Source organism: Aquidulcibacter sp., from assembly GCF_049239865.1.
Lineage (GTDB): Bacteria > Pseudomonadota > Alphaproteobacteria > Caulobacterales > Aquidulcibacteraceae > Aquidulcibacter.
On sequence record NZ_JBMLTR010000178.1, the window covers coordinates 1 to 19075 of the forward strand.

Annotated in this window: 16 protein-coding genes; 10 read left to right on the plus strand and 6 right to left on the minus strand. The window is 54.8% G+C overall.

Annotation, left to right across the window (positions count from 1 at the left end):
* Window positions 1-128: 128 nt before the first annotated feature.
* Window positions 129-3059: a TonB-dependent receptor gene (locus tag ACOVRA_RS12370; protein WP_421720555.1), complete on the minus strand. Its 2931-nt coding sequence runs from the start codon at window positions 3057-3059 to the stop codon at window positions 129-131.
* A gap of 290 nt (window positions 3060-3349) precedes the next feature.
* Here ACOVRA_RS12370 and ACOVRA_RS12375 point away from each other — a divergent pair, with 290 nt between their 5' ends.
* The 3 genes from ACOVRA_RS12375 to ACOVRA_RS12385 all read left to right on the plus strand — a co-directional run bounded on the left by ACOVRA_RS12375 (window position 3350) and on the right by ACOVRA_RS12385 (window position 6690).
* Window positions 3350-4528, plus strand: a complete 1179-nt coding sequence (locus tag ACOVRA_RS12375; protein ID WP_421720556.1) for a glycosidase — start codon at window positions 3350-3352, stop codon at window positions 4526-4528.
* A 464-nt stretch (window positions 4529-4992) separates the two neighbouring features.
* Entirely contained in the window at window positions 4993-5769 is a 777-nt protein-coding gene (locus ACOVRA_RS12380) for a MerR family transcriptional regulator (protein WP_421720557.1), read from the plus strand.
* Window positions 5770-5955: 186 nt separating this feature from the next.
* Window positions 5956-6690 (plus strand): aspartate/glutamate racemase family protein, encoded by a 735-nt coding sequence (locus tag ACOVRA_RS12385; protein ID WP_421720558.1) that lies wholly within the window; start codon window positions 5956-5958, stop codon window positions 6688-6690.
* A gap of 103 nt (window positions 6691-6793) precedes the next feature.
* On the opposite strand, the gene ACOVRA_RS12390 is transcribed toward ACOVRA_RS12385, so the two are convergent.
* A complete protein-coding gene (locus ACOVRA_RS12390) occupies window positions 6794-7303 on the minus strand; it encodes a gamma carbonic anhydrase family protein (protein ID WP_421720559.1) in 510 nt (169 codons plus the stop codon).
* A 12-nt stretch (window positions 7304-7315) separates the two neighbouring features.
* Complete coding sequence (locus ACOVRA_RS12395) at window positions 7316-8011, minus strand: GntR family transcriptional regulator (RefSeq protein ID WP_421720560.1); 696 nt, start codon at window positions 8009-8011, stop codon at window positions 7316-7318.
* A gap of 170 nt (window positions 8012-8181) precedes the next feature.
* Here ACOVRA_RS12395 and ACOVRA_RS12400 point away from each other — a divergent pair, with 170 nt between their 5' ends.
* Window positions 8182-8544, plus strand: coding sequence for a hypothetical protein (locus ACOVRA_RS12400; protein WP_290806997.1), 363 nt, complete (start codon window positions 8182-8184; stop codon window positions 8542-8544).
* 58 nt (window positions 8545-8602) lie between these two features.
* Here the strand turns inward: ACOVRA_RS12400 and ACOVRA_RS12405 are convergent, their stop codons facing one another.
* Both ACOVRA_RS12405 and ACOVRA_RS12410 read right to left on the minus strand, forming a co-directional pair.
* Window positions 8603-9973 (minus strand): pyridoxal phosphate-dependent decarboxylase family protein, encoded by a 1371-nt coding sequence (locus ACOVRA_RS12405; protein WP_421720561.1) that lies wholly within the window; start codon window positions 9971-9973, stop codon window positions 8603-8605.
* Window positions 9974-10171: 198 nt separating this feature from the next.
* Window positions 10172-11347, minus strand: coding sequence for a patatin-like phospholipase family protein (locus ACOVRA_RS12410; protein ID WP_421720562.1), 1176 nt, complete (start codon window positions 11345-11347; stop codon window positions 10172-10174).
* A 202-nt stretch (window positions 11348-11549) separates the two neighbouring features.
* On the opposite strand from ACOVRA_RS12410, the gene ACOVRA_RS12415 reads away from it, so the two are divergent.
* The 6 genes from ACOVRA_RS12415 (at window position 11550) to ACOVRA_RS12440 (ending at window position 17273) form a co-directional block, all read left to right on the plus strand.
* Window positions 11550-11771 (plus strand): hypothetical protein, encoded by a 222-nt coding sequence (locus tag ACOVRA_RS12415; RefSeq protein ID WP_421720563.1) that lies wholly within the window; start codon window positions 11550-11552, stop codon window positions 11769-11771.
* Between the two features lie 125 nt (window positions 11772-11896).
* A complete protein-coding gene (locus ACOVRA_RS12420) occupies window positions 11897-12223 on the plus strand; it encodes a hypothetical protein (RefSeq protein ID WP_421720564.1) in 327 nt (108 codons plus the stop codon).
* An 11-nt stretch (window positions 12224-12234) separates the two neighbouring features.
* Window positions 12235-12645, plus strand: coding sequence for a hypothetical protein (locus tag ACOVRA_RS12425; protein WP_421720565.1), 411 nt, complete (start codon window positions 12235-12237; stop codon window positions 12643-12645).
* Window positions 12646-12776: 131 nt separating this feature from the next.
* On the plus strand, window positions 12777-14105 hold the full coding sequence (locus ACOVRA_RS12430) for a PQQ-dependent sugar dehydrogenase (RefSeq protein WP_421720566.1): 1329 nt from the start codon (window positions 12777-12779) through the stop codon (window positions 14103-14105).
* Between the two features lie 236 nt (window positions 14106-14341).
* A complete protein-coding gene (locus tag ACOVRA_RS12435; RefSeq protein WP_421720567.1) occupies window positions 14342-16906 on the plus strand; it encodes a PAS domain S-box protein in 2565 nt (854 codons plus the stop codon).
* Window positions 16896-17273 carry a response regulator gene (locus ACOVRA_RS12440; RefSeq protein WP_421720568.1) on the plus strand — a complete coding sequence of 126 codons (378 nt, stop codon included), beginning with the start codon at window positions 16896-16898 and terminating at the stop codon, window positions 17271-17273. The genes ACOVRA_RS12435 and ACOVRA_RS12440 overlap by 11 nt, the downstream gene beginning before the upstream one ends.
* Window positions 17274-17364: 91 nt before the next feature.
* Here ACOVRA_RS12440 and ACOVRA_RS12445 read toward each other — a convergent pair whose 3' ends face one another.
* On the minus strand, window positions 17365-19011 hold the full coding sequence (locus tag ACOVRA_RS12445; protein ID WP_421720569.1) for a sulfatase-like hydrolase/transferase: 1647 nt from the start codon (window positions 19009-19011) through the stop codon (window positions 17365-17367).
* Window positions 19012-19075 lie beyond the last annotated feature (64 nt).

A 19075-nucleotide genomic window follows, 5' to 3' on the forward strand; every position in this document is an offset into this window, starting at 1 on the left:
TGGCCCAAGCGCTCGGGGCCGCACAATAGCAAAAGGGGCAGCGTTTGCGGTACGCCGCCCCTTTTATGGTCTAAGCCGCAACAATTGACGGGGACATGTGCCTTGGCACTAGACCATATGGGAAAGTCCTAATTGCCCAACTTCACGCGTCCGCCCAAGGAAATCCGACGAACGCCGGAGAGATAGCGGAAGGGCAAATTCTCGAACTGAAGATATTCGGTCGCATCCTCGCCCAACAGGTTGCTACCTTCCAAAGTGACTTGGAACCGATCGTTGATGTCGTAAGACAATTGACCATCCAATTGGCCATAGGCGGACTGATAGCGACCGAGATTATAGCGGTCGAAACCGAAATTGCCGACAAAGACCGTGTCACGCCAAGCATAAGACAGGCGGGCCGCGAAGCCATCCTTCTCATAATAGCCCGTCACGTTGAAGGCATTTTTGGCGACACCTGGAATGGGCAGATTCTTGTCATAGTCGTTTGAATAGGGCGACTCTGAGTCCGAATAGGTATAGTTGGCGGTGAAGCCATATCCGGCATCAAAGTCATATTGAGCCGAAAGCTCAAGGCCCTTGATGGAACCATCATCGCCATTGGTTGGCTGCGAGAAGGAACCAATTGTCGAACCTTGTACCGTGCCGTCGGCAACCGCACGCGGAACCGTATTGGTCTGAATGAAGGAGTCGATCTTCTTGTAGAACAAGCCAACCGAGACCAGACCCTTGCGACCGAAATAATGTTCCCACGCCAGATCTGCTTGATCGGCCCGGAATGGGTTCAAGTTCGGGTTGCCGCCGCGACCGCTGGTGAAGGCAAAGCGGTCCAGATTGGGGCCAGGGGTTGAAACCCGAGTGAAGTCATATTGGGAGCCTTCACCCAATTGGAACAAGTTCTGACGGGCAACCACGCGGGCAAGGGAAGCCCGGATTTTGTTGTTGTCGCTGGCGTCATAGACGATGCTGGCGCTGGGCAGGACATCGGTATAGTCGCGGACCGTGCGCTCTGGCGTTGGGTTGGCCAGCACACCGTTCCAAGAATCTGTACCCCAATAACGTGGGGCCACTGGCGTCCCGCTCGAATTGACGGTCAATTCGGTATTGATGACGCGCACACCGCCATTGATGTGATAGCGATCATCGGGTCTGCCGACATCCAGCATCAAATAGCCGCTCTTGGTTTTTTCCTCGACCACAAAGCTATTGAGCGGATCGCGGTAGAAAGCAAAAGGTGTGGAGGGGTAAAGCGACTTGATCCAATCAACCGCATTTTCCATCTGGTCGCGATTTTGGAACAGGGCTTGAATGCCGCCAACGGTCACGGTCTCAAACCGACCCGGTGTGGTGGCCGCTGTTTGATAAGGCGTGATCAGGGCTGGTGAGTTGCCAAAGCGTGCGCCTGCATCGCAAGCTGGGCGGCCGGGTGTGCCGACGGGCAGTTCGCAAGACTTGTAGCCGATCGCGCCATCTTGGAAGTAGCCGAGTGGTGTCCAATTCTGGCCGAAATTAATCCCATTCAACTCACCCTTGCCGGAATAGTCCGCCAAATAGCGGCCATATTCACTGTCGACATTGCGCTCCGCATAGCGGGCCCCAAAGCGCACCACCCACAGACCGTCCAAGGCATCGGGCGCTTGCAGGGTGAAGTCGGCGCGAATCGACGTATTGTCGATCTTTGTGCCTTCACCAAAGACCCAATGTGATTTGGCAAACACGCTGGACGGCGTGGTAAAGGCCGAGGGTTGTGCAGGTGTGAAGGTTGGGAACGCCCCATTGCGATAATTGAACACCAAGGTCGTCGGCGCAGTTGGGTTTGGAATGAGGCCAGCGGCCGTTCCGTTGCGCACGCCATATTGGGTATAGCGCACGTCATTATTGCCAGCCGTGCTCTCATAGTCAGCCTTCGAGTGATAAGCACCGAGGTCCACTTTCAGACGCTCTGTCAGCTCCCAAGCAAGGCCCAATTGGATGTTGTCGGTCTTGGCTTCGCCGTTTTGAACAAAGCTAATGCCTTCAGCCGAATTGGCCGTGACGGTGCCCGACTCGAGCACATTGTTCGCCCCAATTTGCAGATTGGTCGCGCCATAGGTCGCATTCTCGTTGGCGAATGGGAATTTGAGCGACGCTTCTTTGGTCAGGATCGTTAAGTTGGAATGGAACCAGTCAAAGCGTAAATCTGCCTTGTCCGACAGCTTGAAGTCGACATTGATCGAGCCGGCCAAGCGCTCCCGGTCCTGATCGCGATTGGTCACATAGCGATATTCTGGGGACCAAACATTGCGGGTTGTCGCATTGCTGAGGGGCCGGTTGTTGAACTGCCAGCCGCCGCGATTATCGCCACCCAGCGCATCGGTCACCACATTGCTCTTCTCATAAGAGAGACTGCCCAATACGGCCAAGCGATCGCTGAAACGATAGCCCAAGGTCGCCGACAAGGATGGCGTGGTCTCACCATCTTCGCTTTGGTTTGCGCGCGCTTGGCCAGCAAACAAAAGGCCATCCTTCAAGCTGCGAGCCGAACGCGTACGCAAATTGATAATCCCGCCGAGGCCGCCTTCGAGCAACGAGGACTGGGGCGACTTGAAGACGTCAACCCCGCCAATCAAATCGGATGGCACACCTTCGAGCGAGTCCGTTTGGGTCGCATTGCCCTCCCCGATGCGGAAGGCTTCGAGGCCCGTCAGGAAGATTTCATTGTTGAGAAGGACAACGTTTTGATCGAGACCGCGGATCCGCACTTTCGTGCCCTGACCATTTTCACGGTCAATCTGGATACCAGGCAGACGCTGCAAGGATTCGGCGATGTTCTTATCTGGAAATTCGCCAATGTCTTCGGCGGTGATCGATTCAATGATCAAATTTGAATTACGCTTGTTCGCGAGGGCATCTGCCACCGAAGCCCGATAGCCGCGAACCACGACGGTCTCTACTTCCTGTGCCGCTTCGCCCTGCGGGTTGGTCTGTGCGGTCTGAGCAGCTGCGCTTCCGGCGCAACCCAGAACCATGGCAATGACCGAAACGCTCGTACGCAGGCCTAGCCCTTTGGTATATTTACGCATCTCTCTGTCCTCCCAAGGAATAAGTCATCAGTTGGTCTCTGATATCGATTTTTATCGGCAGCTTAAGTCAATTCGATTGGGACCCATGATCAGGTCAACACCGAATCCATATCACCCTCACACCAAATTGACAGCGCTGTTATTCATAGCCTGCTCGAAATTGATTGCGCTGTCAATTGGTAGTTTGCGTTGCTGAAAATTATTTTTACACTCCGGCTCACAAGGATTGACAACGCTATCAATCGTGAGTGACTAAGGCGGAAATTGAGGTGCAAGAGGGTTTGAATATCATGTCGTGGGAAGCCGTAGACGCTCGAAAACTGCGCATTCAGGCAGAATTTGACGCCCTTTTAGCACGCGCTAACGAGAGATTGCCCAGCACGAACGGGGTGTTTTGCCGCTATCGCGACCCAGTCCTAACCCGCGATCATGTCCCGCTTAATTGGCGATTTGATTTCTCGAATCGAACAAATCCGCGCTTCTTGGAGCGACTCGGCGTGAATGCCGTTTTCAATCCTGGTGCCATTTATCATGATGGAAAATATCTCTTGGTCGCGCGCGTTGAAGGCGCAGATCGGAAGTCATTCTTCGGCATAGCTGAGAGCAAAACGGGCGTGGACGGGTTTCGATTCTGGGATCAGCCGCTCGACATTCCAGATGGCACCCCGCCTGATACCAATATTTACGACATGCGCCTGACCCAGCATGAGGATGGCTGGATTTATGGTCTTTTCTGTACCGAGCGGAAAGACTTCGCGCTGCCCAATGACCTGACAGCCGCTGTGGCCGGATGTGGCATTGTGCGCACAAAGGACTTCCACATGTGGGAACGCTTGCCAGACCTCGATGCCGGGCCGGGGCAGCAACGCAATGTCACGTTGCACTCCGAATTCATCGACGGCCAATACCTTCTCTACACCCGCCCGCAAGACGGCTTTGTCGATGTTGGTGGCGGCGGTGGCATTGGCTGGGCGTTGGTTGAAGATATGAGCCGTGCGCGGATTTCAAAGCAAGAGATTGTCGACCCACGCGCCTATCATACGATCAAAGAAGTCAAGAACGGCCAAGGCCCCCCTCCCCTCAAGACTCCCCATGGCTGGCTGCATCTGGCCCATGGCGTGCGCGATACCGCCGCCGGCCTGCGCTATGTGCTCTATGTGCTTTTGACTGATTTGGAAGAACCGTGGCGCGTGATCGCCGCACCTGGCGGCTATCTGATTGCGCCGCAAGGGGGAGAGCGCGTGGGCGATGTATCCAATGTCGCCTTTTGCAATGGCTGGGCACATGATCCTGAAACCGGTCAGGTTTTGATTTATTATGCCGCCTCCGACACCCGCGTGCATGTCGCCGAAACGCGCCTCGACGAATTATGCGACTATGCCCTCAACACGCCCCCGGACAGCGTATCGTCACGCGGGGCATTTGAGCAAAGGCAGGCACTGATTGGGGGAAGGCACCTGTCAGTTTGATCGATGGCGGAGCCGCTATCGATCAAAAATTCGTTGATTATGAGCGATAGAAGGGCTGTCTATCGCTCATGACATGGAATTGGCAACAATCAGATTGGCCACATGACTTGGAACGGTTCAAAGCCGCGTTCCGCGTGCCTTGAAAGCGCCTGAAAATCCTTCCTCCAACCAGATGATGTCATCTCCGCCGCAGCGAAGTGGAGAGCGGGGACCTCAGGGGACTTTGCGTCACAAGGTCTGGGACTCGGCTTCGCCGTCCGGGACGGCAGCATTGAGGTAGCTTGTCGTGCGGGACCGTCGTAAGCGCCCCCTCCCGACCGCTCAAGCTCGAACGCAGCCTTTGCTAAGGCACAGCCTGCAGCGCGACATGCGCCAGCCCACTGCATGAACGATCAAAAAGCCCATTGACCCCGCCCTTGGGGCAGAGTGCAGAAGGAAAATGTCACTAAAGACTAGGTGCTGACATGAATGCTGATCGACCTGCAAAAATCGCCAAACGCCTTGGTATTGGCCTGAAGGCATTACGCCTGTGGGAAGCCGAAGGGCTCATAAAGCCGCATCGCCTGGCAAATGGTTGGCGTGTGTTTCGAGACGAGGATGTCACGGCTGCTTGGCGCATTGCCGCGCTCAAGCAATTGGGCTTCTCGTTACGCGCCATCAAAGCGTTGCTCAGCCGTGGAATACCCAGTCTTGATGTGATCCTATCAGTGCAGGAACGCGCGTTAAGCGAGCAATTCTCGCAAATCCAACGTGCGCAGAAAGCGATCCAAGCAGCGCGAGAAAAACTCGCTGGCGGTGCCCGTCTTGATGCTGATGCCCTTATCGTACTTCATCAGGAGATCAACATGTCGAATAATTTCATTAATCCAACCACGGAGAGATTGTGGGAGTCCACATTTTCACCCGAGCAAATCCATACGCTGAAAGAACGACCCTTGACGTCTGAAGATCAAGAGCGCGTGGGCACAGCTTGGGCCTCTGTCATTACGGAAGCGGACCGGCTACGTGTGATCGGCGACCCCTCCTCGGAAGCGGCATTGGCGCTTGGCCGACGCTGGTTTTCGCTGGTGCGCGAGTTTACGCAAAGCGATCCCGGCATGATTGCATCAAGCCGCGAATTCTATGCCCAAGGCTTCGCCAACCCGACCACAGCGAGCCAGATGCCGTTTGATAAAGCCGTCTGGGACTTTATTGGAAAAGTGGCCGAGCAATTGATCGCGCGCGGTGAGGCGATAACTTAGTCAATCGCCTCGCTTGAAAATGTGTACGCCAGTCTGAGCGATGGTCGCCTAGGTGCTTGGCAATGACGAAGTCAGGTCAAATCTAAAGCCGCAGCCGAGGACTTATGTCATTGCCATCGACTCTGTTGCGACGATTGAACTTAAGCTATCGGTGCATCCTTGTCGTAACACCCCAAGGATAACCCCATGAACCGCGACCTAGGCCGACCGCTTTCCCAATGCACCATCGGCATCTTAGGCGGGATGAGCAATCAGGCGACTGGCCATTATTACAGCCAGCTGAATGACCGCTTGAACGCGATGTATGGCGGCTGGGACAATGGCGAGATTGTCATTGTCTCAGTCAATTTCGGGAACATTGAACGCTTTGTACGTCATGGGCTTTGGGACGAAGCCAAAGACTATTTGGATGAAAAAATCACCCGCCTCGAAGGTGCCGGCTCGGATGTCATCTTATGTGTTTCCAACACAATGCACCAAGTGGTTGCGCCCCTGATGGAGGCTCGGTCAACACCATTCATTCATATTGCAGACCCAACAGGCGATGCCATTAAAGCGGCGGGCTTGAAAAAAGTAGCGCTGCTCGGAACTTTGCCCGTGATGAATTCTTTGGATGTGATCAAACGCTTTCAAGAGAAATATGATGTCACCATCATCATGCCCGATGACAGCGACAAGTTGATTGTCGACCATATCATTTTTGACCAATTGGTGCGTGGCGACCTTCGCGCGGAGTCAAAAGCCGAGTACCTCAGGATTGTTGAAACGACGCGAGCACAAGGCGCTGAAGGCGTGATACTTGGTTGCACGGAAATCTTCCTGTTAATCGATCAAACCGATCTTGCAGGCTTCCCGGTATTTGACACGGCGTCCCTGCACATTGACGCAGCGGTGGCATTTGTAAAAGCGCACAAGGCTTAATTTGGCTGCCAGAGATCGGTTGAGCCTGTCGCTTACGCCTTGCTGTGCGAGAGCTTCACAGCGCTTCGTCTCAAAACCGAAGTGCTACCCAATTTGGAAGTCTTCACGCAATGCGATCTCGTCCACTGGCATAGCCTCGGGCGATTTGCTCATAGATGCGGGCATTGGTGAGATTGGCCTCGGAGCAGTCCCGCTGTTTGATCAGGCGCGCGGGCACCCCTGCGATGACAGAGTTTTCTGGGAACTCTTGCCCTTGGCGAACAAGACTATGTTCGCCAACAATTGAATTGGCACCTATCTTTGCGCCATCCATGATGGTGGAATTAATGCCAATCAAGCACCTGTCGCCAATCTCACAGCCATGCAGCGTGACATGATGGGTAATCGAACAATCATCTCCGATAATGGTCGGCGTTGTGTTCCCGACATGGAGCATGACAAAGTCTTGAATATTCGTCCGCGCGCCAATTTGAATTTCATGGATTTCTGACCGCATCACGACATATGGAAAGACCGACGACCCCTTCCCAATGCGCACTTTGCCATACAAGAGTGCCGTCGGATGAATGAAAGCGGGCTCATCCAGAATGATATCATGACCACGTGAGAACATATTCTTTGCCCTTTATGCCAGCACTGAGGGTGCCAAACCCTTGACGATGCGATCCATAGCCAGTGCGCGCGAATGTTCTATGTGTAGGCGCGAAGCCTGTTGAACCGCTTGTGCGTCACCAGCCTCAAACGCAGCAATCAACGCCTCATGTTGGGCATCGGCCTCGCGTTGTTCGTGGACGCTACCGCCGGGCCCAAACAGCCCCAAATGCACCAGTCGTTGCATCTCGTCCGCCAAGGTCTCCAGCAAAGCAAATAGGCGCCGATTGCCACTGGATCTCGCTATTTCGCTGTGAAAGGCGCGATTGCTATCGACAAACGCCAATTGCTCCGTCTTGGACTTTGCGTTTTGCGGGGCCGCATTGATGGCACGCAAGTGCGCAGGATCAAGCCGGCCGACTGCAAGCGCTGCGGCTTGGGGCTCTATCATCAGACGTAATTCGAATAACTCTCGCAACGAAGCGACTGTAATCGGTGTAACGATAAATCCATGCCGAGGTACCGGCTGGACCAGACCGACATCCGTCAGTCTCGTCAAAGCGGCCCGCGTGGCGGCGCGCGCCAGTCCATACCGGTTCGATAATTCAGCCTCAGAGAAATGTGCGCCCGGTGCCAAGCGGCAAGAAACGATCTCATTCTTAATGCAGGCGAGCGCGTGATCGCTTTGACGGGGACTAGAGGATTGGCCATCGGGCGTAGAAATCATCATGCTGGTTTCTTCCATAATTGGGATCTGCCCGCCACAGGCAACCGTCAAAAATCTTGTGACATGTTATTGACATGTTACAAAGCAATTGTCTATTGCTTCGTCAGCTTCATGGCGGATGACCAAGCGCGCGCAATCGGGCGACCCGCCAAACGGTCACTGAGGAGAAACCAATGCTAACTCAAATTTGCTGGGCGGTTCTCCTGATGGTCCATCTCATTCCAGCCCTTGCACTGTTTCGACCAAGCCTGATTGCCAAGCTTTATGGTGTTGATGCCGCCTCCCCGCTATTCTTGCTGTTCCAACACCGCGCGGCACTATTTTTTGTTATCTGCATCATTTGCCTGTGGTCTATCTTTAGACTTGAGACCCGACAGCTTGCCGTCATCGCTGTTGGGGCCAGTATGATTTCGTTCCTTTGGCTTTATTGGGCCGGAGGTTCGCCGATCGCACTCCGGACTATCGCGCTGGTAGATCTAGCCGGTTTGCCGTTTCTCGCATTTGTCGCGTGGCAAGCGTTCAAGACTGCCCCCTGACGGCCGAAAAAGCGGCGTACGACGAGGACAATAGGCGTCTTGGCTTCCGCGCTATGAACTAGGTTGATTGGGCTGTTGAGATCATCGCCGCGGAGATGGCATCTAAGGCAGCCTCAATATCCCCCTCGGCTGTTGCCCAAGATGAAACACTCATTCGAATTGCATCTTGGCCGCGCCAGCGGGTGGGCCCAAACCAGCATATCCCTTCAGCATTAACAGCGGTGCGAATAAGCTCTGTCCGCTCTCCACTTTCATAAGACGCGACCACTTGATTGAGTATAACGTCGTTATGGATGGTCCAGCCCATTTTAAGCAATCCAGCGCGAAGCGTTTGGGCATGCTTGCAGCAGGTCTCAATTAAATCGCTGAGCCCTTGACGGCCAAGCACGCGCATTGCCGCCCAAACGGTTACACCCCTGGCGCGGCGCGAGAACTCAATCAGCCGATCCTTGGCCGGGACGATGTCCCCTTCTGGCATATAGGCAGCCGTGATCGACATCGCGCCGTGCAAGGCCTGAGGGTCGCGGCAGATCACGATACCGCAGTCATAAGGGGTGTTCAGCCACTTGTGACCATCTGTGACCCAGCTGTCGGCATGTTCGATCCCAGCGGCCAAGTGCGCCAATTGGGGTGCCGCCCGCGCCCACAGCCCAAACGCACCATCCACATGTAACCAAGCGCCCGCGGCCTTGGTTTTTGCGGCGATGTCGGCGATCGGATCAAAGGAGCCCGAGTTGACGTTGCCAGCCTGAACACAAACAATCGTAGAGGTGTCGAGCGGGGGCAGCGCTTCCAAGCGCATCCGCCCTTGGTCGTCAGTCGGCACAATCTCAACCGCTTGTCGCCCAATTCCCAGAACGCCAAGCCCCTTGATAAGCGTACTGTGCGCTTCATCGCTGATGATGACACGAAACGGTGGCGCACCACGCAGACCCAGCTCATCCACATCATAATTTTGGCGCAGCAGCACCGCGCGACGTGCGGCTGCCAGAGCGATGAGGTTGCCGTAAGATGCGCCAGTCGGAAAGGACACCGCTGCGGAGGCCGGCAGATTGAGAGCCTCCAATACCCAGCGCGCGGCGGCAGATTCAATCGCTGCTACGGCGGGTGAAAGGATCGGCAAAGCAGCTGGCTGATCCCAAGCAGAAACCATCCAATCGGCGGCCAGTGCGGCCGGCAGTGCCCCACCTGTGACGAAACCGAAATATCGGGACCCCGTCGTTGCGACTGTTGCCGGTGACCCGGCCGCATCCAAAAGCCTAATCGTCTCAGCAGCGGGGGATGGTCCGTCGGGCCACGGCTCGCGAAATGCCTCTAAGGACACGAGCTCCATATCACCCGGGAACACCCGCCGCTTCGAAATCCCACGTACATAGGATTGGCTAAGAGTTGCAGCTAAGCCCAGCGCATCCATATCATCTTCGGTCACTTAGCCCCTCCTATAGCGCCGGAAATACAGGCAAGTTCTTCTGAAACCAAGGGAATAATTTCTGGAAAAGACTCCGGGCGCTTCGGAGCAGGCTTGATCGACTTTTTGGCAAGTCATCGGCAACCGGAACATTTTGGGGTGAAGTTTGGTTAGAGCCGTAACGACCTTGCTACCGGCTCAATGCCCTGACTCTTGTAATCAAGGTACGGCGGCGACTTCGGCCCGGCCCAGTTCAGCCGCGAGATCGTCGGCGCTTTGCCACGCTTGGCCACTCGCCGCTAAGCTGAGCCCGGAGTCAAAAAGTGATTGCATGGTGGCTTGGCCCATTTCGAGCGACCCTTGATAAGGATAGCTGGGCGGGATCCAAGTCAAATGAAGCGCCATTTCGTTTCTCGTCGCAAAATAGGCAGTCAGTGCAATATTCTGTCGCGCTCGATATACCTGATCAATTTCAAAACTGCGGGGAATAATGGATGTGGTTTTGAGCGCGCCATTTGCTGGCCCAATTCCGATTTGACTATTGAGAATGACGTAAAGATTTGCGCCTCTCAGACGGCGAATGGTGTCATCCCCCAATGACATGTTCGCCGGCACAACAAAAAAGGGCACGGCAACGCCCCCATCAACATGCATTTCCTGAAAATGTCGGCCGCCACTTTCCACGTCGATTAACTTGGGTGGAAAGACCGCAGGAATTGAGGACGACGCGACCAATACATCCATAAAAAGTTGCCTTGCACGTGGTCCGCCTTGCTCTGCAATCAATCCCATATTCCAAATCGTTGAGGCACCCGTATCAATATTGGTTGTCGCAACCAACAAGAGTCGCCCTTTTCGACTTTCTCGCGCGATTGCGTTCATGAATTGCGGTGTAACGTGCTTGTCGATCCATTGAATGAAGCGATCTGTGCGGTAGAGGCTGGTTTGGAACAAGGCACCAAAGCCCCGACGCACAACCAAATTTGAGGTTTGAGGCGCTGTATAAATCTCGGTAATCGCTGCGTCCCAATTAGGCCCCAGGAATGCATAAGGCGCGATCAAAGCACCGCTACTTACCCCCGTTACGATTTCAAACTGTGGGCGAGCACCCGTGCGCTGCAACCCCATCAAAATCCCGACACCAAAAGCGCCCCCTGCCCCACCACCCGATAAGGCCATGATATCAATGGAGCCATCGGAAGCAGCAATCGCTTTATTGTAAAGAGCCGTTACCACGTCACTGGCCTGGGAATCGTAGGAATTGATGCGCAGGTCGGCATTGTAGCTGGCAGGCGCGACGATTGCGGCGCTGTTTGGTGGCGGCGGTAGGCGCGACAGCGTTGCGCATCCCGCGAGCAGGCTCGCAAGGGCTAAGGCCAGGAATTTTCTGAACACAGTTGAAGCCCCTATCGTGCGCGTCCGAGCGCCACAGAGGTCAATTTTTAGACGCTGATTTGATCAAAGGGCTTTGACGCAGAACAAGCCCACTGCGCATTTTCACTAGAGGCTGAACTGTCTGCAACGAGTGGAACCACCCCATCAAACAAAGGAACCAAGAAATACATGGAGCGTTCTCACTGCCAGAGGACGTTTCATAATGGATGATGACCAACCAACTGCTGGGATGAGCGATATGCTGCCCGCCCTAATCATAACCGCGCCAGATGCCAGCGGCATAGACGCGGCGGCAGACGATGATGTGGGAGACCAACTTGGCTGGTTTGCAAACTTTATTCGTCAGCAACCGGTGCTAACCTTATCAATGGCCTTTGGTTTGGGACTCTTGGTCACAAGCCTTCTCGCGAGAAAGCGCTCATGATTGGGCGTGCCATCTCCTTGAGATTGTTTGCGCTAATATTTGCTTTGGCGTGCGCAATATTCGTTATCATCTCTGGGTATCAAGCACTTCTCGCCTATTCTGGGCCACTCATGGCGCCAATGGCCATGGCCGCCCTAAGCGCTTTTGCAGCACTAGGCTTGCTTGGACTAACCCACTTCAGCGCAAACCGTCGCAGCGCGCGATTGCGAGCTTCCATCGCAAACTTGATTGATCATAAGCCTGTGGCAGCACTGGCCGCAGCGCTCGTTGCCGGGGCCGCGGCCCGGTTTGGGATCGAGCCAGAAGATCTATTCCCAATCTTTGAAGCCTTTGCCCCCGCGACGCAGGCACAAAGCACCGAACAAGAGCCCCGCCCGCAGACAGATACCGATTCAACCACGGCTAACGCGCCACGCCCACATCCGCATCCCCCTCAACCAAATGTCCACTAGGAGCCGCCATCATGCCAAATTCAAATGAGAAACTCGTCGCAGGGATCGCCGCCCTCATTCCCATCGCCGTAGACGCCTTCAAAGGCGATCATATGGACCGGCAGGTCGATGCAATTTTGACCAATAACAAAGTCCGAGACATTGGCGCGCGCATGGCCAGCCAAACGGAGAAGTACCTCCACGACATGCTGAGCAGCAACAAATTTACCCGCCAACTCGCGGCACAATTCAGGCCACGTCAATCACCAGCCCCTGCAATTTTGCTCGGCATTGCAGTTGTGGTGACGACAGGGTTTGTCTTCACCTATCTCGAGCGCCGCAAGGCCTCGAAACCGCCTCAAGAAAAGCCCGCGCAACATGAAAAACCGAGCAACAAGGCGACAGGGGCCGAGGGCGATGGTTTTGGAATCGCGGCCAATTAGAATTCACGTCAAGCCGGGCTCGAAGCTCGCCGAGTCCGTGCTAGGCCCCATGCCCTTTGGAATGAAAACACCGGCGCCAACACAGCTGGCGTTGATGAAGTGATCCGCACGCGGGATATAAAGGCCTTACAATGAAACAGATGTTCGTAGCCCCTCTATCCGCCTTGGTGGCGCTTGGTGGTTGCCAATATGCGGCGCAAGATAAGACTGCCGCCCGTACCACAGACCAAAGCTATGGGGCTCTGCCGTCTTTGCCAAAGCCCCATCCAACCCTGATTCCCACGGTCAATATCGCACCAGCCATCTCATGGCCAAAGGGCATGAAACCCACAACAGCACCGGGCCTTGCAGTGAATGCTTTTGCGAGTGGACTTGACCACCCACGATGGCTTCACGTTTTGCCTAATGGTGACATCCTTGTTGCCGAGACCAACGCGCCGCCAAAACCTGCAGGCAGTTCTAGCTTGCGTGAAATCATCATGAATGCGGTCATGAAGCGCGCCGGAGCCGGCGTTCCAAGCGCCAATCGAATTAGCCTCTTAAGAGACGCTGACGGCGATGGAATCGCAGAGATAAAATCAGTCTTCCTAGAAAACCTAAATTCGCCATTTGGCATGGCATTAATCGGCAGCACGCTCTATGTCGCCAACACCGACGCGATTGTTGCATTCGCCTATGAAACGGGTGCCTTGCACCTCGCGGGACCTAGCACAATCCTGACGAGCCTGCCAGCTGGGCCAATAAACCACCATTGGACCAAGGACATTATCGCCAGCCCAGATGGGACAAAGCTCTATGCCACTGTGGGTTCCAACAGCAATGTCGGCGAGAACGGGATCGCCAACGAACAAAATCGTGCTGCCGTTTTGGAAATAGACATCGCCACAAAGTCCAGCCGCATCTTTGCTTCCGGCCTGCGCAACGCCAATGGCCTGTCGTGGCAACCCAAGAGCGGTGTCTTGTGGGTTGCCGTGAACGAACGCGATGAAATCGGCAATGACTTGGTTCCTGACTATATGACCTCGGTCAAAGACGGCGGCTTTTATGGCTGGCCTTATAGCTATTATGGGCAAACTGTTGACACGCGCGTGCGCCCCGCGCGGCCAGATCTCGTCGCGAGTGCAATCGCGCCCGATTACGCTTTAGGTGCGCATACTGCATCCTTGGGCCTAGCCTTTAACGACAAGAAATTATTCCCTGCACGCTTTATCGATGGCGCATTTATCGGCCAGCATGGTTCTTGGAACCGCTCACCAATTGCTGGCTATAAAGTTATCTTTGTGCCCTTTAGCGGAGGTATGCCATCGGGAACTCCGGAAACAATTCTAGACGGGTTTGTAAATGCCAAACAGCAAGCCATGGGACGGCCTGTGGGCGTGGCGCTTGATAAAGCTGGTGCGCTACTTGTAGCGGACGACGTGGGCAATGTGATTTGGCGGGTCGTGCCAACCAAGCCATAGACAGCGATCTGATCGGCCCCCACTCCGCCCCGCCAAAAGCGTGAAGGCGCAGCGCGTCTGTGGTCGATGGAACCGAATGGCTCGCACGGCGTTCAATCGACGAGATCGAAACCATGGTGCGTACCGAACCTTGAAATCAACTCAGAGGAACGAGGGTCAAGAATGCCGCGCGGACCGTCTCTGGCTTCAAAACCCAAGTATTTGATAACAAACGGACGATTTAGAGACATGCAATTATGAGCAATCTGGGTCCCCGCCTTCCTTTCGAAGAGTCGGTGGACGATGTCCTCGACAGCGCACCTTGCGGCTTCATCTCAACGCGCCCTGACGGGACGATCACCCAAGTCAATTCGACCTTCCTATCTTGGACCGGCTACGCGCGCGAAGCTCTTCTAGCTGGGCAACGTTTTCATGACCTCTTAACGGACTCAGCGCGCATTCTCTATGAGGCCCATTTCGCGCCGCTGCTGCGCGCGCAAGGCTTCGTCAAAGAAATCGCCTGCCAGATAAAGCGCGACAACCAAGAGCCGCTGCAAGTTCTCGTCAACTCCAGCATAAAGCTCGACTCCGATGGTCAACCGCTCTGCATCCGCATGATCATCTTCGATGCTACCGATCGCATGAAAGACGATGATGAATTGCGGCGGGTACGCAATGAAGCCCAGCAGCTAGCGGCAATCGTGACGGCCTCTGGCGATGCAATTATGAGTCTCGGCCTCGACCTTGTGGTGCGTACATGGAACCCTGGCGCCACGCAGCTCTACGGCTATACCCAAGAAGAAGCTGTCGGTCGCACCATAGATGCGTTGATTGTGCCTGAAGACCAACGCGAAGAGCGCAATCGGATTTATGATATCGTGTGCTCTGGCCGTCGGGCTGTCATCAAAGACACCCTGCGGCGGCGCAAGGATGGTAGTTTAGCGCAAGTCGAAATCACAGCCTCGCCCATCTGCGATGCCGATGGCAGCGTCTCTGCCCTTTCCGCGATCCATCGAGACATTGCTGAGTATAATGCGGCTGGCGAAGCGCTTCGCCGTTCAGAAGTTCGCTACCGCCGACTGTTTGAAGCTGCGCATGACGGCGTGCTTATCCTGGATCCGAAAACTCGAAAAATCATCGACACCAATCCATTCATGTCAGCTTTGCTGAGCTACACACGCGACCAGATGATCGGCAAAGAACTCTATCAGATCGGCTTTTATGCGGATGCAGAGGCGAGCCGTAATATGTTTGAAACTTTGAAAGCAGAACGCCATGTCCGTTATGAATCTTTGCCGCTGCAGAATTTGGACGGCAAGGTACGCGAGGTCGAAGTTGTCGCTAATCTCTATGATGAGAATGGACACTCTGTCATCCAGTGCAACGTTCGCGACATCACAGAGCGCAAACAGGCAGAAGTCCAACTCAAACTGAGCGAAGCTAAACTGCAACTTGGACTTGAAGTGGCAGGGACTGGTCTTGGGGCCATGGACTATCAAAGCGGGACCATTACCCTGGACCCAACAGCAGCCTCATTTTTCGCGCTTCCCGCAAATCAAAAGCTACCTCGCGCCCAAGTTCACGCGCGCTTTCACCCTGAAGACAAAGAAAGCATCCTTGCAAAAATTGCTGAAGCCCTGCGGCCAGCAGGTGATGGCATTATGTCAATCGAACATCGTATTGTCAGGCCCGATCGGTCGGTGATGTGGGTTAGCGCGCGAAAGCACATTGAATTTTCCAAAACGCCGGACGGATTAAGCAGCCCCCTGAGCGGGCTTCTCGCCGTTCACGACATCACAGAGCGAAAGCAGGCCGAGACGGAACTGCGCCAAAGCCACGACACCTATCTGCGCCTGATTGAGAACAATCCCTTTGGTATTTATCTGATCGATGCTGACTTTCGTATGGTCCAGGTCAGCGCCAGCGTCCAAAAATCGTTCGGCACGATTGAGCCATTGCTCGGACGCGACTTCTCTGAAGTTCTCAAGCTTCTGTGGCATGAGCCGACAGCGAGCGAAATCATCTCGCGATTTCGTCACACCCTCCAAACAGGAGAGCCGCATCATTCCAAAGATATGGCTGGGATGCGTGCGAACAGGGATGGAGAGGAATCCTACGATTGGCAGATCGAGCGCGTAAACCTTCCCAATGGCCAGTTCGGCATTGTCTGCTATTTTTACGATTTGACAGAGCGCAAGCAACTTGAAGAGCACATCAAACTTCTCATGGGCGAGGTCAATCATCGGGCTAAGAATCTGCTCGCTGTTGTGCAGGCGGTGGCCCGACAAACCGCGCGCACGGGCGATCCTGCGACCTTCGCAGTCCATTTGACCGAGCGAATCCGTGGTTTGGCAGCGTCACAGGATTTGTTGGTCAAAAACCAATGGACCCACATAGCCATCTCAGAGCTGGTTCAAGCACAGCTTTCCCATTTCAGCGATCTGATCGGCACGCGCGTTCTCCTCGATGGTCCGCCGATCAGCCTCTCACCAAGCGCAGCGCAAGGCATTGGCATGGCGTTGCATGAGCTTGCCACCAATGCGGTGAAATATGGCGCTCTATCAAATACCAGCGGTCGTGTTCATATCAGCTGGGCCCATGTCATGGCGGCGAAGCCAGAATTCACTCTGGAGTGGCTTGAGGAGGGCGGCCCTGAAGTTGAGCCTCCGAGCCACAAGGGGTTTGGCAATACGGTCATCGGTCGCATGGTTGAATCATCGGTCGACGGCAAAGTAGACCTCGAATTTCGCGCGACGGGGCTCTGTTGGAAGTTGACGGCTCCTCTCGTAGATCTCTGGGAGGTAAGAGACCATGAACAATAGTCTCAGACGCCGCGCCCGAATCCTCATTGTCGAAGACGAGCCGTTAATCGCGTTGGACCTTGAAGGCATGCTCTTAGATGCAGACTTCGAGGTCGTGGACATAGCCGGGACGATCGAGAAGGCGCTCGCATTGATTGAGATGGGCAGCTTGGACGCCGTTTTGCTTGACGCCAATCTTAAAGGCACAAGCTCAGCCCCAGTTGCCTTAGCGCTGGCTGAACGAGGCCTACCCTTTCTGGTTTTATCCGGCTATGCCGCCGATCAGCATCCTGATGCATTTCGCGCGGGATCCTATCTTCAGAAACCTGCTAGTCCCGTTCAGATCATCAAGTTACTGAATTACATTCTGCCAGAAAACAAAGTTTGATCCGTGATCGCGTGAACTCATCAATCGTGGAGCTGACAACATCTCCACGACATCAAACAGGCTCGGAGCGCCAGAACTGGTGTAGCCGAACTCAATTCGCCCAATAGACATATTCTTGATCGGGCGTCCAAGGTGCGTTCAAGGGCACATCGATCCGGATGGCATCTTCTACCAAGGCTGGCCACAAGGGCTTGGGCATTTCAGTATCATGCGCCTGTAACATCGCTTGCATCGCAGCCACCCGTTTTGGCTCTGTCTCGGCCAAATTCATTTTCTCCGTCGGATCGGTCGCCAGATTATAGAGCCAAGCCTTGTTTGGATTGGCCGCAACCTGCAGCTTCCAATCCCCCTCGCGCACAACGCGGTAAGGCCCAGAGCGCCAGAACAAGGTGCGCGAGGCCAGTTGGGGGGTGCCCGTGACGAAGGGCAGAAGGTCTACCGTGTCCATCTTGCGATCGGCAGGAACATTTGCCCCCGCAATCGCGGCAGCAGTGCCATAAAAATCAAGATGGTGAGCGGGCATTGTAATCTTTTGACCCGCACTGATCTTGCCCGGCCAACGCATGAAATAGGGCACCCGGATGCCGCCTTCAAAGAAAGTGGCTTTCCATCCCCGATACGGCTGATTGATCCCCGGAAGGCCAACATACCAAGCCCCGCCATTATCGCTGGTGAATACGATCAGCGTATTATCATCCAAGCCATTCTTTTTGAGCGCAGCAACAACTTCGCCAACGCCTCTATCCAAGGCACGGATCATCGCACCATAAACGCGGGTATTGTGATCCTTGATCCCCGACAGCGCGTCGAAGTCTTCGCGCTTGGCCTGCAGGGGGGTGTGGGGCGCGTTGTAAGCCAGATAGAGGAAGAAGGGTCGATTGGCATTGGCCTCAATCGCGGCAACCGCCTGATGGGTATAATAGTCGGTCATATATTCGCCGACGTGAAATCTTTGTCCGCCATTCTTCTGAACCGCATCGGTGCCGTAAATCCAAAGGAAACGGTCAATCGGGTCAAACTCCAGCTTGGCATTCACGACGTCTGGATGGTTGTCTGGCAGAAATTTGCCCGCCCCAAACATGATCCCCAAGCTCTCGTCAAAGCCTTGGGCTTCCGGCCGCATCTTGGCCGCTTCACCCAGATGCCATTTGCCGACATGCAGCGTGCGATAGCCCCTGCCCTTCAAAAGCTCTGCAATCGTAATCTGATCTTCGGGCACGCCCATATTTTCCATCGCCGGCATCTCTGCTTCGCGGTCGGCGTGATAAATGGGCTGATGCAAGCGGCCCTCAACTGGCGCACCCAAATTGCGCGCAAAGGCCTTTGGAACCGCGGTAAACTCAAAGCCAAAGCGGGCGGGATAGCGCCCCGTCATCAAGGCTGCCCGCGAAGGAGAGCATGTGGCATTGCCAGCATAGCCTTGACTGAATTGTGCGCCTTCTGTGGCAAGCGCATCAATATTAGGCGTCGGCACAAGCCCATTTGCGACGCCCTGCCCTGTGGAGGTCAGATCATTAATCCCCAGATCATCGGCCACGATCAGGATGATATTGGGGGGCCGCTCGCCCGTCGGAGGCGTGGTTGGCCCCTTCTCCCACGTAACAGTCTGGGTCGGGGCAATCGGATTACGAATTTTATCAATCGTTGCCGCAATTTGGATCGGGAAAAACTTTACGGCAACAAAGGCGCCAATCAAAAGCACGGCAGCACTAACTGCTGCGATCCGCCATTTACTCATGTGCTTCCCCCCTTAAGGCCCTCGCCATTATTCGGCGTTAGGGCAAGTTCGTTTCATTTAGCCC

Excerpts from the sequence above, each read along its gene's own strand:
- ACOVRA_RS12370 (WP_421720555.1), bottom strand. The coding sequence starts at position 3,059 with ATGCGTAAATATACCAAAGGGCTAGGCCTGCGTACGAGCGTTTCGGTC.
- ACOVRA_RS12375 (WP_421720556.1), top strand. The coding sequence starts at position 3,350 with ATGTCGTGGGAAGCCGTAGACGCTCGAAAACTGCGCATTCAGGCAGAA.
- ACOVRA_RS12380 (WP_421720557.1), top strand. The coding sequence starts at position 4,993 with ATGAATGCTGATCGACCTGCAAAAATCGCCAAACGCCTTGGTATTGGC.
- ACOVRA_RS12385 (WP_421720558.1), top strand. The coding sequence starts at position 5,956 with ATGAACCGCGACCTAGGCCGACCGCTTTCCCAATGCACCATCGGCATC.
- ACOVRA_RS12390 (WP_421720559.1), bottom strand. The coding sequence starts at position 7,303 with ATGTTCTCACGTGGTCATGATATCATTCTGGATGAGCCCGCTTTCATT.
- ACOVRA_RS12395 (WP_421720560.1), bottom strand. The coding sequence starts at position 8,011 with ATGATGATTTCTACGCCCGATGGCCAATCCTCTAGTCCCCGTCAAAGC.
- ACOVRA_RS12400 (WP_290806997.1), top strand. The coding sequence starts at position 8,182 with ATGCTAACTCAAATTTGCTGGGCGGTTCTCCTGATGGTCCATCTCATT.
- ACOVRA_RS12415 (WP_421720563.1), top strand. The coding sequence starts at position 11,550 with ATGGATGATGACCAACCAACTGCTGGGATGAGCGATATGCTGCCCGCC.
- ACOVRA_RS12420 (WP_421720564.1), top strand. The coding sequence starts at position 11,897 with ATGGCCGCCCTAAGCGCTTTTGCAGCACTAGGCTTGCTTGGACTAACC.
- ACOVRA_RS12425 (WP_421720565.1), top strand. The coding sequence starts at position 12,235 with ATGCCAAATTCAAATGAGAAACTCGTCGCAGGGATCGCCGCCCTCATT.
- ACOVRA_RS12430 (WP_421720566.1), top strand. The coding sequence starts at position 12,777 with ATGAAACAGATGTTCGTAGCCCCTCTATCCGCCTTGGTGGCGCTTGGT.
- ACOVRA_RS12435 (WP_421720567.1), top strand. The coding sequence starts at position 14,342 with ATGAGCAATCTGGGTCCCCGCCTTCCTTTCGAAGAGTCGGTGGACGAT.
- ACOVRA_RS12440 (WP_421720568.1), top strand. The coding sequence starts at position 16,896 with ATGAACAATAGTCTCAGACGCCGCGCCCGAATCCTCATTGTCGAAGAC.
- ACOVRA_RS12445 (WP_421720569.1), bottom strand. The coding sequence starts at position 19,011 with ATGAGTAAATGGCGGATCGCAGCAGTTAGTGCTGCCGTGCTTTTGATT.